The 15,656-nt window shown below is 46.2% G+C and carries 13 protein-coding genes; 3 read left to right on the forward strand and 10 right to left on the reverse strand.

What is annotated here, in order from left to right:
• From ilvN to Q0C11_RS12150, 4 genes are all read right to left on the reverse strand, one after another.
• A partial coding sequence (gene ilvN, locus Q0C11_RS12135) for an acetolactate synthase small subunit (protein WP_293008360.1) occupies positions 1-152 on the reverse strand: 152 nt, incomplete at its 3' end.
• 8 nt (positions 153-160) lie between these two features.
• Positions 161-1,864, reverse strand: a complete 1,704-nt coding sequence (locus Q0C11_RS12140) for an acetolactate synthase 3 catalytic subunit (RefSeq protein ID WP_293008338.1) — start codon at positions 1,862-1,864, stop codon at positions 161-163.
• 69 nt (positions 1,865-1,933) lie between these two features.
• The gene (gene tldD / locus Q0C11_RS12145) at positions 1,934-3,406 is read right to left on the reverse strand and encodes a metalloprotease TldD (protein WP_293008340.1); all 1,473 of its coding nucleotides are present in this window, start codon (positions 3,404-3,406) and stop codon (positions 1,934-1,936) included.
• A gap of 71 nt (positions 3,407-3,477) precedes the next feature.
• Complete coding sequence (locus Q0C11_RS12150; RefSeq protein WP_293008342.1) at positions 3,478-4,308, reverse strand: carbon-nitrogen hydrolase family protein; 831 nt, start codon at positions 4,306-4,308, stop codon at positions 3,478-3,480.
• A 270-nt stretch (positions 4,309-4,578) separates the two neighbouring features.
• Here Q0C11_RS12150 and glnE point away from each other — a divergent pair, with 270 nt between their 5' ends.
• Together glnE and Q0C11_RS12160 are read left to right on the forward strand one after the other, a co-directional pair.
• Complete coding sequence (gene glnE, locus Q0C11_RS12155; RefSeq protein WP_293008344.1) at positions 4,579-7,368, forward strand: bifunctional [glutamate--ammonia ligase]-adenylyl-L-tyrosine phosphorylase/[glutamate--ammonia-ligase] adenylyltransferase; 2,790 nt, start codon at positions 4,579-4,581, stop codon at positions 7,366-7,368.
• A 194-nt stretch (positions 7,369-7,562) separates the two neighbouring features.
• Entirely contained in the window at positions 7,563-7,991 is a 429-nt protein-coding gene (locus Q0C11_RS12160; RefSeq protein WP_293008346.1) for a prepilin-type N-terminal cleavage/methylation domain-containing protein, read from the forward strand.
• Positions 7,992-8,519: 528 nt separating this feature from the next.
• Here the strand turns inward: Q0C11_RS12160 and Q0C11_RS12165 are convergent.
• Genes Q0C11_RS12165 through Q0C11_RS12190 form a run of 6 tightly spaced genes read right to left on the reverse strand, consistent with a single transcriptional unit; the run spans position 8,520 to position 14,360 of the window.
• Positions 8,520-10,901 carry a GspE/PulE family protein gene (locus Q0C11_RS12165; protein WP_293008348.1) on the reverse strand — a complete coding sequence of 794 codons (2,382 nt, stop codon included), beginning with the start codon at positions 10,899-10,901 and terminating at the stop codon, positions 8,520-8,522.
• Between the two features lie 11 nt (positions 10,902-10,912).
• The gene (locus tag Q0C11_RS12170) at positions 10,913-11,677 is read right to left on the reverse strand and encodes a 3',5'-cyclic-nucleotide phosphodiesterase (RefSeq protein WP_293008350.1); all 765 of its coding nucleotides are present in this window, start codon (positions 11,675-11,677) and stop codon (positions 10,913-10,915) included.
• Between the two features lie 20 nt (positions 11,678-11,697).
• Positions 11,698-12,123 (reverse strand): universal stress protein, encoded by a 426-nt coding sequence (locus Q0C11_RS12175; protein WP_293008352.1) that lies wholly within the window; start codon positions 12,121-12,123, stop codon positions 11,698-11,700.
• 33 nt (positions 12,124-12,156) lie between these two features.
• The gene (locus Q0C11_RS12180; RefSeq protein WP_293008354.1) at positions 12,157-12,882 is read right to left on the reverse strand and encodes a TerC family protein; all 726 of its coding nucleotides are present in this window, start codon (positions 12,880-12,882) and stop codon (positions 12,157-12,159) included.
• A gap of 43 nt (positions 12,883-12,925) precedes the next feature.
• Complete coding sequence (locus Q0C11_RS12185; RefSeq protein ID WP_293008356.1) at positions 12,926-14,110, reverse strand: patatin-like phospholipase family protein; 1,185 nt, start codon at positions 14,108-14,110, stop codon at positions 12,926-12,928.
• Entirely contained in the window at positions 14,103-14,360 is a 258-nt protein-coding gene (locus tag Q0C11_RS12190) for a hypothetical protein (protein ID WP_292919187.1), read from the reverse strand. Before Q0C11_RS12190 ends, Q0C11_RS12185 begins: the two co-directional genes overlap by 8 nt.
• A 160-nt stretch (positions 14,361-14,520) precedes the next feature.
• Between Q0C11_RS12190 and pip the strand changes: the two genes are divergently transcribed.
• Positions 14,521-15,483 (forward strand): prolyl aminopeptidase, encoded by a 963-nt coding sequence (gene pip, locus Q0C11_RS12195; protein ID WP_293008358.1) that lies wholly within the window; start codon positions 14,521-14,523, stop codon positions 15,481-15,483.
• Positions 15,484-15,656 lie beyond the last annotated feature (173 nt).

Below are 15,656 nucleotides of genomic sequence, written 5' to 3' on the forward strand. Positions count from 1 at the left end.
ACGGTTACCAGTGTCATTCGTGACAAAGTTGGATCTTCAGTAGGCGCGACTGAAAGCGATTCAATATTATAACCACGCGCTGAAAACAAACCTGCTACACGAGACAAGGCACCTGCCTCATTTTCCATTAATATTGAGATAATATGTCGCATTTATTTTTCTATACCAGAATCATTTCAGAGAGTCCCTTACCACCCGGCACCATGGGAAAAACATTTTCGGACTGATCCGTAATAAAATCCATAAATACCAGCTGATCTTTAAGCTTAAATGCCTCTTTTAAGGCATCTCCGACATCTTCCGGTTTTTCAATTTTGATTCCGATATGCCCGTAACTTTCGGCCAGTTTTACAAAATCTGGCAGTGCATTCATATAGGATTCTGCATAACGATTCCCGTGAAAAAACTCTTGCCATTGCCTGACCATTCCCATGTAACGATTATTCAGGTTAATAATTTTCAACGGTAATTTATACTGCTTACAGGTTGATAATTCTTGAATACACATCTGGATACTCGCTTCGCCAGTAACACAAGCCACTTTTCCATTCGGGTTTGCCAATTGCACTCCCATTGCGGCAGGCATACCAAATCCCATAGTGCCAAGCCCGCCGGAATTGATCCAACGCCGAGGCTTATCAAACTTATAAAACTGCGCCGCCCACATTTGATGCTGACCCACATCGGAAGTAATAAATGCGTCACCTTTAGTGATCTCGAACAGTTTCTCGATCACCATCTGCGGCTTGATAATTTTGCTCTTACGATCAAACTTAAGACAATCCCGCTCGCGCCATAAATCAATCTGTTTCCACCATTCTTTCAACGCAACATGATCCGGTTTATCTTTTTCAGTTTTAAGCAACTTGATTAATTCCTTGAGTACATCCAAAACATCACCCACGATAGGTATGTCTACCCTTACGCGCTTTGAAATGGATGATGGATCAATATCAATATGAATAATTTTTCTGTTCTCATTAAAAAAATGCTTGGGATTACCAATGACACGATCATCAAATCGGGCACCTACAGCAATCAAAACATCACAATATTGCATTGCCATATTCGCTTCATAGGTACCATGCATCCCTAGCATACCCAATGACTGTTTATCAGTCGCTGGATATCCCCCCAGTCCCATTAGTGTATTGGTGCAAGGAAAATTCAGCGTTTGCACCAATTCAGTCAATTGCGGTGCAGCATCACTCAGTATTACCCCTCCGCCCGCATAAACCACTGGACGCTTAGCACTGAGAATCAGTTCGAGTGCTTTTTTAATCTGCTTGACGTGTCCTTTCGTCACGGGATTATAGGAACGCATCGTTACCTTATCGGGATAAACAAACTTAGTCTTTTGCTGCGAAACATCCTTCGGAATATCCACCAGCACAGGACCCGGACGGCCAGTAGACGCGATGTAAAAAGCTTTTTTAATCGTATGCGCCAGCTCTGTAATATCCTTCACCAGAAAATTATGTTTGACACAAGGCCGCGTTATCCCCACGGTATCAACTTCCTGAAACGCGTCCAAACCAATAGCATTAGTCGGCACCTGACCGCTAATCACCACCATCGGAATCGAATCCATATAAGCCGTAGCAATACCTGTCACAGCATTGGTCACACCGGGACCAGAAGTCACCAGCGCTACCCCCACTTTATTGCTGGAACGTGCATAGCCATCCGCCGCATGCACTGCCGCCTGTTCGTGGCGCACCAGAATATGCCGCACCTTATCCTGTTTAAACAATTCATCATAAATGAATAACACAGCCCCGCCAGGATAGCCGAAAATGCAATTCACGCCTTCTTCCTGCAAACACCGTATGGTAATTTCAGCACCGGTTAATTCCGCACTCATGCTTTTCACATCCCAATGTCAATTCAAAAAGTTAAAAATATTTCAACAGCAAGGCTCTCTATCCTGCCGTCAAACACCTGTACCACCTACAGTCAGCCCATCAATCCGCAATGTCGGTTGCCCAACACCCACCGGCACGCTTTGGCCTTCTTTACCACAGGTTCCCACCCCTGGATCCAACAACATATCGTTACCAATCATCGAAACTCTGGTCAACACATCAGGCCCATTACCGATCAAGGTGGCCCCTTTAACCGGGTAGGTGATTTTTCCGTCTTCAATCATATAAGCTTCCGCAGCAGAAAAAACAAATTTTCCGCTGGTGATATCCACCTGCCCACCACCAAAATTCGCGGCATAAAGACCACGTTTCACTGAAGCAATAATTTCCGCTGGATCTTTGTCGCCATTCAGCATATATGTGTTCGTCATGCGTGGCATGGGGATATGGGCAAAAGACTCGCGCCGACCATTGCCTGTCACTGGAGAATCCATCAACCGGGCATTCAAACTATCCTGCAAATAGCCTTTCAGTATGCCATCCTCTATCAATACAGTACATTGGGTCGGATTGCCTTCATCATCAATATTTAACGATCCTCGCCTACGTGGAATTGTTCCATCATCGACTACTGTGACACCAGGAGCTGCAACACGCTCACCAATACGTCCCGAAAAAGCGGAACTGCCTTTGCGGTTAAAATCTCCCTCCAAACCATGACCAATCGCCTCATGCAGCAATATTCCCGGCCAACCACTCCCCAAAACAACAGTCATAGTGCCGGCAGGCGCCGGGCGAGCATCCAGATTCACAATTGCCTGATGCACAGCTTTTTGTGCATAGTCCTGCAAAATCTCATCGGTAAAATAAGCGTAACTAAAGCGCCCGCCACCACCCGCAACACCTTGCTCACGACGACCGTTTTCTTCGGCAATCACTTGCAACGACAATCTGACCAATGGCCTCACATCAGCGGCAAGCAATCCGTCACTTCGGGCAACCAATATGACCTCATATTCACCTGCGAGTGATGCCACTACCTGAGTAACCCTGCGATCAAGTTGCCGGGTATAGCGCTCAACTTTCTCCAACAATGCTACTTTATCCGCATCTTTAAGGCTCGCTATCGGATCCTCAGGTAAATACAGGTGAGTTCTCTGATCTACATTGTTGTGCTTCGCCACCTGTACTGAATGCATGGCACCTTGATTGGCAATAGCCCGTGTTGCCTGAGCCGCCGATACCAGTGCAGGCATACTGATATCATCGGAATAAGCGAATCCGGTTTTTTCTCCACTGATAGCGCGCACTCCAACACCTTGCTCAATGTTGAAGCTACCTGACTTAACGATACCTTCTTCCAGCATCCAACCTTCCGAACGGCTATATTGAAAGTAAAGATCCGCATAATCTATTTTATGCGTGAGTATTTGACCCATCACTCGCTGCAATTCGGCAGCATCAATATCGTATGGCGTCAACAAGCAACGGTCTGCAATTGCAATAAAATCTCTAGGTTCTGTCATACACTCTATGGTCATATATGCTGTCGCTGTTCAATAGATCGCGCACCAGCCGAATAGAGCTGATTCAGTGCACGAAACACTTTGATTTAACAAGATTGTAAAGTTCGATGATTCAACGCAGGCAAATTTGCCCGCAAACTAGTCTGGTAATCCGGATCAATGGTCGCCACCACAGCTCCGGAACCACGTGGCAGACGTTCCATTACCACCCCCCAGGGATCAACAATCATACTATCCCCGTTTGTTTCACGCCCGTTCACATGATATCCGCCCTGTCCAGGCGCAACCACATAGGCCATATTCTCAACCGCACGTGCACGCACCAACACTTCCCAATGCGCTTTCCCGGTAATTGCGGTAAATGCCGCAGGTGCAAGGATAATATCAACATTCTTCATGAGGCGAAACAGCTCTGGAAACCGCAAATCGTAACATATCGATAGACCGATACGGCCAAATGGTGAATCCACAGTCACTACTTTATCCCCGGCTTTAATGGTCTTTTCCTCAGCATAATGTTCATGTCCCAATTGCAACCCGAACAAGTGAATTTTGTCGTAACGTGCAACCTGCTCCCCATTATCCGCATAGACCAAGCAACTGTTATAAATTTTATCCGGATCCGGCGATGCCAATGGCACCGACCCCCCCACCAGCCATATCCCTAAACGTTTTGCCGTATCACTTAAGAATTTCTGGATTTGCCCATCGCCGGGTTGCTCCCGAGCTGCCAATTTATCCGTATCCTTCATCCCCATGATACAAAAATACTCAGGCAACACTATCAGCTTAGCCTGCTGTGAAACTGCATCTTCTATCAGACGCGCCGCCTCCTCCAGATTTGCGGTTACGCTTGGACCCGAAGCCATTTGAATTGCGGCCACACGAAACCCTTGGTGTTTCCCATTTTCCTTCATAGATCGTTATCAGTCATGCTCTCTTGTGTGGTAAATCGCTTTGATTATTTGAATCCGCAGCAATCAACAAAGTATCGGTAGATTGCTATTGGGCTCTCGTTTTTATCAAGCACCTTTTCTTTTTTTGTTAATTATTCCATATAAAATCATGGATTCATATTATTATGCAAAATTCTAACATTTACTCTAATAATAACGTTCTATTTTGATTTTGTTTAACCTGGTATCAGCAGATCCTCAACTGGTTTATAACGAAGAAATCGTTTGATAATGGACACTCCCGATTACTCTCCAGATGCAGCGCTGACAGCGGCATTACCATTCAGTCGCTATGCACAACGTCTGTTAGAAAGCGAACCCGCACGCAAGGATGCTCTGCTGAAAGCGCTTCAATCTCCTCTCCGAAAAGTCGAGATGGAGGCACTCCTCGTCTCTCACGCCAAACATATCACGGATGAGAAAACTTTACACGGGGTACTGCGCAATTTGCGCAAACAAGTCATGCTTCATCTATTTGTTCGCGACATCAATGGGCAAGCAGATTTATACGAAGTCATGTCGTGCATGACCGAACTTGCCGAAGTCACGATCAATTTCGCGCTTCAACACCATGAAAGCTGGCTGACACAGCCTGATCGCTTTGGCTTACCGCGAGGTGAGAATAGCCATAACATTCAGCATCTATTGGTCGTCGCCATGGGCAAGCTGGGGGGGGGCGAACTCAACGTATCGTCCGATGTTGATTTAATCTTCGTCTATCCTGAAGAGGGTGAAACCGATGGCACAAAATCCATTTCAAACCATGAATTCTTCGCCCGTCTCGGACGTAAATTGATTGCCAGTCTTAATGATTTTACTGTAGACGGTTATGTATTCCGGGTCGACATGCGCTTGCGCCCACATGGTGAGAACAGTCCGTTAGCCATCAGTTTCCCAATGCTGGAGGAATATTTCATCAAGCAGGGAAGAGAATGGGAGCGTCACGCCTGGATCAAAAGCCGGGTAATCGCAAATCAATCCGGCACAGAAACCAAATCCGCTCTCATGGAAAAAATAGTCAGGCCTTTTGTGTTCCGGAAATATCTGGATTTTAATGCGTATCAATCAATGCGCAACCTACATGCGCAATTACGCAAGGAAGTCGAGCGCCGTGAAATGCACGACAATATCAAACTCGGTCCTGGCGGCATTCGTGAAATAGAATTTATCACACAGGTTTTTCAACTAATTCGCGGCGGTCGCGATGTCGATCTGTGTATTCGGCCGACACTTGGCGCTCTGCAACGTCTGAAAAATAAGCAACAATTGCCGGAACAAGCTATCACAGAACTGATCGATGCCTATCACTTCCTGCGCAAACTGGAACACCGCCTGCAATATCTGGACGATCAGCAAACGCAAACATTGCCCTTGAACCCGGGCGACCAGCAATTGATTGCGAGCGCCATGGGTTTCGAGTGCTATGTCGACTTTATGCATCAACTGGATATTCATCGTAGAGACGTAACGCGTCACTTTGAGCTCATTTTTGCCGCCCCCAAGAAATCACGCACGCACGACACACTGGCTTATCTGTGGCAGACTAAAACACAGAATGTTTCACAAACCGAAGCTGCCGCATCACAATTGAGCACGATGGGATTCACCGAGCCGGAAAAAATATCCGAGCGGCTCCGGCTGTTTTATCAAAGCACTTTCTATCAGCGATTGCCTGAATCCAGCCGACAGCAAATCAATACCCTGGTTCCTCTGTTAATTGAAGCGGTGGCCAAACGCCCACCGGTTGAAACCACACTGGAGCGCATGTTGCAGCTACTTGAAAAGATCAGCGAGCAAACATCTTATCTGGCGCTGTTATTAGAACATCCCCACACCCTGCAACGGGTCGCAAAACTGGTTAGTATCAGCCAGTGGGCCAGCGACTATCTGGGGCGGCACCCCATATTATTGGATGAAATATTGCGTCACGATGCGCCGCACCCGGCTCCTGATTGGATAGCCCTCAACCACGAGCTGAACTACCAATTAAACCACGCCAACAATCCCAAAAATGACGTGATCGAATGGAGAATGGATGTGTTACGACATTTTCAGCATGCGCAGGTATTTCGGTTATTAGTCACCGACCTAGAAGGCTCTCTGCTGCTTGAAGCGCTCAGCGATCACCTGACTGCGCTGGCTGATTTGATCTTGAAAAGTGTATTGAATCTCGCCTGGTCTGGCTTGAAAAAGCGCCACCGGGAACAACCGGCCTTTGCCATTATCGGCTATGGCAAACTGGGCGGAAAAGAACTCGGCTATGTCTCGGACCTCGACTTGGTCTTTCTGTACCAAGACGACCATCCCGATGCTGCAGAGATCTACACCAAGCTGGGACAAGGTATCAATACCTGGCTCACCCGCCACACATCGGCCGGATTACTATACGAAACCGACTTGCGGCTACGCCCGAATGGCGAAACCAGTTTGCTGGTCAGCTCGATGGAAGCTTTCGCGCAATATCAGCATGAACAAGCTTGGGTATGGGAACATCAGGCATTAACACGGGCGCGTTTCGTGACGGGCGACCCGCACGCCGGGGAAGTTTTTGAAAACACCCGCAAGGAGATTTTGTGCAAACCACGCGATGTGGTCAAACTGAAACAAGATATTCTGAAAATGCGCGAAAAAATGCTGGACGTTCATCCCAATCCAACCGTCTTGTTTGACATCAAGCATGACCGTGGCGGCATCATCGACGTTGAATTCATGGTGCAATATTTGGTCTTAGGCTATGCTTGCCAATATCCGCAACTCACTGGCAATATCGGCAACATCGCATTATTAAAACTAGCGGGAGAACTTGGACTGATTTCTGTCAATACGGCTGAGAAAGTACGCTCAGCGTACCGCGAATTCCGCCGCATCCAGCATCGCCAGCGATTAAATGGCGATGCAGATATAACAACGCGCACGCCCAGCGATGGAAAAACGCAAAAATTTACTCGGATCGACGACAATCATTTAAAAGATGATCGTAATGCCGTATTGATCCTGTGGGAAGAAGTTTTTGGTGATTGATAAACTGCAGCGAAACAGTACCACCCAACCCACCTGCTGCAGTTTACTGGCAACGCGATTAAGAGAACAAACGCAACCCGGTAAACTACTTTTATTTGACTGCAACTATCTTGCAAAACAGATTCTGGCACGATTCATGCTTATGAATCCTCACACACTGAGTGTGTCCCAATCAACTTAAAGGAGAACAACAAATGCAACACACACAAAAAGGTTTCACATTGATTGAATTAATGATCGTTGTCGCTATTATTGGTATCTTGGCTGCTGTAGCAGTGCCTGCTTATCAAACTTATACTTTAAAAGCTAGATTTAGTGAAGTTGTGTCAGCTGCTGCTCCACTCAAACTAGGCATAGAACTTTGTTTCCAAGAACAAAATTCTTTGACAAATTGCACTAACGGCGCAAATGGTGTACCGCTCGCCATTCCCGCTTCAGGAAATGTGTTATCAGGTGCTGTTGGTGCTAATGGCCCATTAACTGCCCAAATAACCATGACGGCAGCTAACGCAAATGGCTTCGCAGGCACAGAAACATACATACTTACTGGACTTGCTACAGCTCCTGGAACATCTATACAGTGGACAAAATCCGGTACTTGTGTAGGTCTTGGCTACTGTTAATACTAACGATCAATTGAGAAATCAATTGGATTAGACCTGATTGAACTCGTAAGGCGCAATCCCCAAAAGGTATTGCGCTTTTTTCATATCTGTCTCAGCAGATCAAGTTTCCCTAACTACCCAAGCAAATACAATTCCCTACCGAGAATCACTGACTAACTGTCAATTCGAGCATTATAAGAAAAGAAGGCTCAACTACAAATCGACAAAGATTTCTCACTCCATTCGGAATAACCCATGCGGTACCCAATACTCACTTATGCTTCCCGTACGAAACAGAATAATTGGCGTCTGATTGGAACAGGACGCGGAATACACTGGGATACCTCGACGAAGACATCAGTGCTGAAGGATTACTGACAGGCAAACTATCGGGTGAAAGCTAAACATCCTACAAAAAAGGCTGAAAAACCGATCATCCCGCTCTGTAAAAATCGTAATTCGTTGTTGACTCGCTTGCGGCTCTGGATACTGCAAATGTTACATCAATCAGAATGCGCCCATTTACGTCACATTCGATCTAATCGGTTACTTGATACATACCGTCCGCACTTGATGAATATCCGTCACGCCCTGCAAAACCTTTTCGATACCATCCTGCTTCAGCGTGCGCATCCCTTCGCTTAGTGCTGTCACCAGCATTTCCGCCACACGCGCGCGCTCCTGAACGTTTTTTTTCAACGCATCGCTGGCCGTCATCAATTCATGCAATCCCACCCGGCCGGAAAAACCAGTGTTGTTACAATGATCGCAACCGACCGGTTTATGCAGCGTAATCTGGCCGTTTTCATCACCGTAGCGTTCGATCCATTGCTGACGTATTTCTTGCATAGCTGACTCGGGATCGGCTTTAAAATGATTGATATTTCTGAGTTCTTCACAGTATTCTTTTACCAGCGCATTGATCTCATCCTCGCCGGCGACATACGATTCCTTGCATTTGCACAAACGCTTGGTCAGCCGCTGCGCCAGAACGCCTAACAATGCATCAGAAAAGTTAAATGGATCCATTCCCATATCGAGCAAACGAATCACCGATTCAGGCGCACTGTTGGTATGCAGCGTGGCTAAAACCAAATGCCCTGTGAGTGAAGCTTCAATGCCGATGCTGGTCGTTTCCTTGTCGCGCATCTCGCCCACCATGATGATGTCGGGATCCGCACGCAGAAACGAACGCATGATCACCGGAAAAGTCAGACCTGCTTTGACGTTAATCTGTACCTGCCGCAGTCCCTTTTGGGTAATCTCGACCGGGTCTTCTGCAGTCCAGATTTTGGTTTCATCGCGATTAAGATATTTTAGAATCGAATGCAGAGTGGTAGTTTTACCTGACCCCGTGGGTCCACACACAAAAAATAACCCATAAGGCTTACTGATAATTTTTTCTAATTCATCCAGGTTACGCTCGGTAAATCCCATTTTTCCCAGCGGAATCGGCTCTCCGGCGGCCAGAATACGCATCACGACATCTTCCATACCGCCCGCCGAAGGAATGGTCGCAACCCGCAATTCAATATCCAGTGGCGCAAACTTTCTGAATTTAATCTTACCATCCTGCGGTCTGCGCTTCTCCGAAATATCCAGATCGCACATGATCTTGATCCGCGTCACTAGCGGATTGCGATAGCTGGCTGGAATTTCGATATAGGGCATCAACGAACCATCCTTGCGGAAGCGGATTTTGGTTTTTGCCTTGCCAGGAAAAGGTTCGATATGAATATCTGACACCCCCATCTTATAGGCATCGATGATAATTTTATTCACCAGCTTGACCAATTCATTGTCCGATGCCGCTGAAGATTCCTCCATCTCGTTGGAGCCTTCTTCAAGATGCTCGTCACTAAGATTAAACAGCATTTCATTAATATCGCCAGTATCGACCTCGTCCTGACTCTTGCCATAAAACTGCTCTACCGTCGCCGTGAATTCGCGCTTGGTGGTCACTGCATAAATAATCTTGTGCTTGGGGAAAATCGTGTTCGCAATACGCTGCGATTTGACCTGCTCCGGATCCAGCGTTAAAACCACCAAGCCTTCTCTGATTTCATCAATTGGCAGCAAGGCATTACTTTCAACATAATCTTTTTTAATATTCTTGAGTAAATCCATTGGCTTGATTCGATCAGCTCTAAAAGGCTCGTATTTGGCCCCGAAGAACAAAGCCAGCGCCTTACCGATGAGCGGCAAACCAATCTGAAATTCATCCACCAGCACATCTTCCAAATCACAACCTTTTTTACGTGCCGAACGAGTTGCAAGATCAAGCTCCGCAGATGAGATCAGGGCATCAAGAATCAGATAATCATATTTAGATTTAATCAACTGTTTCGGTTGTTGCCGCTGATTAAATGCAACTGCCAGTGTTTGACAAACCTCCGTTACGCCCTTTACTGTCGCCGCAGGGAAAAGCTCATTACTGTGGTTGTTAATAACCTGCACCACGCCGAACAGCTCTTGATTATTCGGGTTCAAAATTGGCACCACCAACATTTGTTTGGTTCGATAACCAGTACGCTTGTCGACATCATTGGAAAAAGTAAGCGATGCACTAATCTTTTTTAGCTCGGATTTGTTGTAAACATCCTCAATATTGATGATTTGCTTCTGCGTACCTGCAAAACCAACAATACTCTTTTCCGTTACCGGCATTTGCAAATCCTGAAACGAATCAAGTCCTGTTTTAACACGTGATACAAAACAGGACTTGTCTGTGCTCAATGAATAAATCGTCAGTCGATCCGCATTAAATAATGCACAGATATCCTTACTGACTTCCGCCATGATTTCGTCTAAATTATTGGCAGCATTTATCTTGCTGATAACTTGCTGGAAATTCACAGTTGCACTTGCCCCCCCTGAGATATTAGAAGCATCTTTTGGCTTATGAGGCGTTAGTACCGTTGCATTCATGGCATCACATCCTAAAATTCAAGTAATAGATTGTTCTCAAGTTGGCGAGGATGATAATTTCCAATACATTCATTGATTTGTTGCATCGTAATTTCAGCTTCGCCTGGTTTCAAGTGCGTGATAAATATCTCTGCTGTTCGTTCTAGTTTTTTCAGATCTTCCGCCAGCAAGCTTGGACAATAGTGCCGAGATCTTTGTGCGATGTCTCGCTTCTGATTACAGAAAGCAGATTCAATAATTAAATATTTCAGATTCTCAATTTTATTAACGGCCATCCATAGCGCATCATTAGTTGTAGTGTCACCGGTAAACACGAGGCTGGCTTGTCCGGAATCGAGCTGATAGCCCACAGCTGGGATAGTATGATTCGCAGGTATCGGCGTTATTTTGCGTTGCTTGAGGCAAATTGTTTGATCCAGTGCCAAAGCCTCATAGCGCATATAAGGTGTTACGACATCGGGAATTTTTGTAAAATCCGGCCAGAGATACCAATTAAACAAGTGCTTTTGTAATATCTCCAGTGTCGCTGGTATGGCATGAATGGTTATCGGCTTGGCGCGCATGGAACCGACCGTATCCACCAGAAAAGGAATAAAAGCCACATGATCCAGGTGTGCGTGTGTCACTAAGATATGATCAATCTTGACCATTTGCTCGATGGTCAAATTTCCCACACCGGTTCCTGCATCAATCAGCACATCATCGTCCAATAGCATGGCCGTGGTCTGCGCACCGCTTCCTATTCCTCCGCTACATCCCAACACCCTGAGCTTCATACATTGGCCTCAGAAAGACATCATCTAACCAACAATACGGGAAGACTTGATAGCTGCATCACTTTGTTAGTCACCGACCCCAACAGCATACCTTGTATGCTGCCTTTACCACGCGGTCCCATGACAATCTGGTGGTATTGCTTTTCGATCGCAAAACGAACAATCATTTGAGCCGGATCCCCGACAGTGATGTGATGTTGATAGGAAATTCCCGCTTGATCGAGTAAATCGCGTGCAGATTGCAGGCTTTTTAATCCCTCTTCCTGATGATATTGCTTGATATCCACCTGATTAATAAATAATGAAACATTGCCATCCAGAGGATATTGCACGTTCAATAGATGCAATTCCGGTTTCTCCTTATACCAATCCAGTAATTGAATAAACACATTAACTGTTTTATTGGAATTATCAGAGCCATCAACAGGTAGCAGGATTTTTAGCATGATCAATCTCTTTATTTTTAATCCTAGAAATTATTATTTGGATTTTTTCTCATCAACCAGATCAATGACAGGACCAATCTTCACCGGATGCCGGGCAGCCAGCGTTTTACCCAGCATAATCACCAGCAAAGCCATTGCCGCCGGAGCAATCCAATGTAAATATTTTGCCTGGGTGCTGACCCAATCTTTGGTAACCACATCGGTAACCGCCATATCACCCGCGATCCATCCCAACAACCCGGCACCGATCACAATCGTTATCGGATAACGATCCATGACTTTCATCACCAATTGACTGCCCCATACGATAATCGGCACACTGATGACCAAGCCAAAAATTACCAGACCCATACTATCTTTGGCTGCGCCCGCGATAGCAATCACATTGTCGAGACTCATTACGGCATCGGCCACAATGATCGTTTTAATCGCGCCTAATAAAGTTGTACTGGCACCAACTTCGTGCATTCCTACGGGTTCGGGTTCCGGCTGCAGTAGCTTGATACCGATCCAAAGCAATAAAACCGCGCCAACGATCTTCAGGTAAGGGATGGCAAGCAAACTTAATGCAAAAAAGATCAGCACAACGCGTAATCCAATGGCGCCCACAACGCCCCACATAATGCCTAGCTTGCGCTGATGTTCCGGCAGACGTCTGCAGGCAAGCGCGATGACAACCGCGTTGTCGCCCCCAAGTACGATATCAATCGCGATGATTTGCATAACAGCAATCCAGAATTGCGGACTATCAAAAGCCATTTAAACCTTCCCGATTAAAATTCAAATCAGAATCACAAGAAACTTAATTGCTATTTTTCTCTACCTTATCTTGAACACCAATAAACTTCAGCAGCTCGTCTTTTTTCTGCAAAGTATCGTTATAACCTAACTCAATTAAATGCCGGCAGAAAGGCACTTCAAATAACACATAACTCAATAAAGTCGATCCATTAGGCCCCATGGCACCAATAGCACGATATAGAGAACGCATGATCCATGGCAGAGTAAAAGCATATTTCTGCGCAATCACGTTGATGCCTTCGCTGGGTGCAATCATCATCGCCTCAACCGGGCGCAGTGAAATATTTTTTTCTTTAAACACTTCATGCGGGATCAATTTCAGCGTTTCGTTAATGCGCAGCAAACGCTCCAGATCAACATCCAGGCTATCGACAAAAATACTGTTCAATGCATGTCCCGCGATCTGGGCAAAAGGTGGATAACTTGAAGTACTAGTACGTTTGGGCTCACTTGTTACTGGTTTACGCACACCAATAATCAGCACTTTGTCAGCACCCAGATGAAGCGCCGGACTGATCGGTGCCATCTGACGCATAGAACCATCACCAAAAAATTCACGATTTAATTTTACCGCTGGAAAAATGAACGGTATTGATGAAGAAGCCATTAAATGCTCAACTCCGATTTCAACCGGGACACCCAACCGCTGCGCCCTTTTCCAAGGCCTGACCTCTCTTGCTGCTTGATAAAAAGTAACCGACTGTCCCGAGGTATAACCCCATGCGGTCAATCCTAAGGCATGCAACGAACCGGAACGAATACAATGTTGAATGGCGCGAAAGGAAAAGCGGCTGCTTAACAATGCTTCCAAAGGAGCGTTATCCAGCAAGGAAACTGGATTATGCTGACCGTACTCACTCGATACTAGCGACAACATACACCGCAAAGTGTTATGCATCACGCCGACCAGATCCGATCGATAAATCTGATTTACATGAAAGTTTGACCAGACATCCTCTAACTGCGCTACACCTTCAGCAAAATTGTTGGAGGCAACGGCGATGCTGGCAGCATTAATGGCACCCGCTGATGTTCCACAAATAACAGGAAACGGATTGCGCGACTTATCCGGCAACATCTCTGCAATAGCGCGCAATACGCCCACTTGATAGGCAGCACGCGCGCCTCCTCCGGTCAGCACAAGCCCGACCTTTGGTACGACTAGGTCTTTCTTTTTTTCATGCACGGACAGCAGATACTAACTTCACTCTTTCCAACGCATCCCGCAAGGTCTCCTCGGGTAAGTTATTAAGTGAACTGGATAAAATTTTAGCCGCCTGGCAAGCCGACTCCGGCAATACTGTACTGTCCAATTTGGCTACAAACATGGCTGCGGCCCCTGTGGCATCCAGCAGACATTGACGCTCATTCATTAAAATCTCCATCTCTTCCCGTAACATGGAAACTTCCCGTCCCTTCAGTATAGTATTGGGCATATATTATTCCTTAAAACATTGATACAGTATGCAACCTATGCAATCTTTCAAGCAATATATCAGAACCATAATTCATTTAAGCTTTAAACTCTGTGCGGTTTATCACGCTATTCTTTCAATTTCATGATTCATTAATCAGAAACCATTATTCGCTCACATTATGAACAATCATTTAGCTGCTGAACTATACCCCGAAATCGAGCCTCATCGCCAAGGAAAACTATCCTTAGACGAAATTCATACCATGTATTGGGAAGAATCCGGAAATCCTGCCGGAATTCCTGTAATATTCCTGCACGGCGGCCCCGGCGCCGGATCAACCCCGGCGCACCGGCGTTTTTTTGATCCGGACTATTATCGCATTGTCATTTATGATCAAAGAGGTGCAGGCCGCTCGACCCCACTCGGTGAAATTCGAGAAAATACAACTCCACACCTGATTAACGACCTAGAATTACTCAGACGACATCTGGAAATTGATCGATGGCTGGTATTTGGAGGCTCTTGGGGCAGCACGTTGGCAATTGCCTACGGCGAATCACATCCTGAACGTTGCCTGGGTTTTATTCTGCGGGGAATTTTTCTCTGCCGCACACAGGAAATTGACTGGTTTCTTTACGGGCTACGCAATTTATTTCCCGAAGCTTGGCATGTTTTAGTCGCACCGCTCTCAACGGAAGAACGCAACAATATTCTCGCGGCTTATTATCAGCGCTTGATGAACCCCGATCCAGCCGTACATTTGCCTGCCGCGCGTACTTGGAGCACCTACGAAGGCTCCTGCTCCACACTGTTGCCGAATCCAGCCACGATCCGTTATTTTGCCAGTGATACCGTCGCGCTGGGCTTAGCACGTATGGAAGCGCACTACTTTAGCCACAACATTTTCCTACCGGAAAACGCTTTGCTGAGAAACGTGCACAAACTCCACAACATTCCCGCCACCATTGTACAAGGACGCTATGATGCAGTCTGCCCGATCGTTAGTGCCGATGACCTGCATCAGGCCTGGCCACAAGCTGAATACATCATTATTGATGACGCCGGTCATTCGGCTTGGGAACCCGGTATACAATCGGCGCTGGTCAAAACCACCGATCGGTTTAGAACTATCATCAAATAGCTTACTAATTAGCTCACCGGAAAAGCTGTATATCGGTTAGAGATTTAAAGATGCAAGCCACATTCGGTCTTAGGTTTTCCAGCCCAACGCCCACAGCGACCATTACCTTTCACAGTGCAATGCGTACAGCCTATCGAGGAATATCCCTCTGCCACAAGTGGGTGGAAAGGTAA

It is taken from the genome of Nitrosomonas sp. (assembly GCF_022842015.1).
In the GTDB taxonomy this organism is placed as follows: domain Bacteria; phylum Pseudomonadota; class Gammaproteobacteria; order Burkholderiales; family Nitrosomonadaceae; genus Nitrosomonas.

What these genes read in the sequence shown, in the direction of transcription:
- Q0C11_RS12140 (WP_293008338.1), bottom strand. Translation starts at nt 1,864, where the DNA reads ATGAGTGCGGAATTAACCGGTGCTGAAATTACCATACGGTGTTTGCAG.
- tldD (WP_293008340.1), bottom strand. Translation starts at nt 3,406, where the DNA reads ATGACCATAGAGTGTATGACAGAACCTAGAGATTTTATTGCAATTGCA.
- Q0C11_RS12150 (WP_293008342.1), bottom strand. Translation starts at nt 4,308, where the DNA reads ATGAAGGAAAATGGGAAACACCAAGGGTTTCGTGTGGCCGCAATTCAA.
- glnE (WP_293008344.1), top strand. Translation starts at nt 4,579, where the DNA reads ATGGACACTCCCGATTACTCTCCAGATGCAGCGCTGACAGCGGCATTA.
- Q0C11_RS12160 (WP_293008346.1), top strand. Translation starts at nt 7,563, where the DNA reads ATGCAACACACACAAAAAGGTTTCACATTGATTGAATTAATGATCGTT.
- Q0C11_RS12165 (WP_293008348.1), bottom strand. Translation starts at nt 10,901, where the DNA reads ATGAATGCAACGGTACTAACGCCTCATAAGCCAAAAGATGCTTCTAAT.
- Q0C11_RS12170 (WP_293008350.1), bottom strand. Translation starts at nt 11,677, where the DNA reads ATGAAGCTCAGGGTGTTGGGATGTAGCGGAGGAATAGGAAGCGGTGCG.
- Q0C11_RS12175 (WP_293008352.1), bottom strand. Translation starts at nt 12,123, where the DNA reads ATGCTAAAAATCCTGCTACCTGTTGATGGCTCTGATAATTCCAATAAA.
- Q0C11_RS12180 (WP_293008354.1), bottom strand. Translation starts at nt 12,882, where the DNA reads ATGGCTTTTGATAGTCCGCAATTCTGGATTGCTGTTATGCAAATCATC.
- Q0C11_RS12190 (WP_292919187.1), bottom strand. Translation starts at nt 14,360, where the DNA reads ATGCCCAATACTATACTGAAGGGACGGGAAGTTTCCATGTTACGGGAA.
- pip (WP_293008358.1), top strand. Translation starts at nt 14,521, where the DNA reads ATGAACAATCATTTAGCTGCTGAACTATACCCCGAAATCGAGCCTCAT.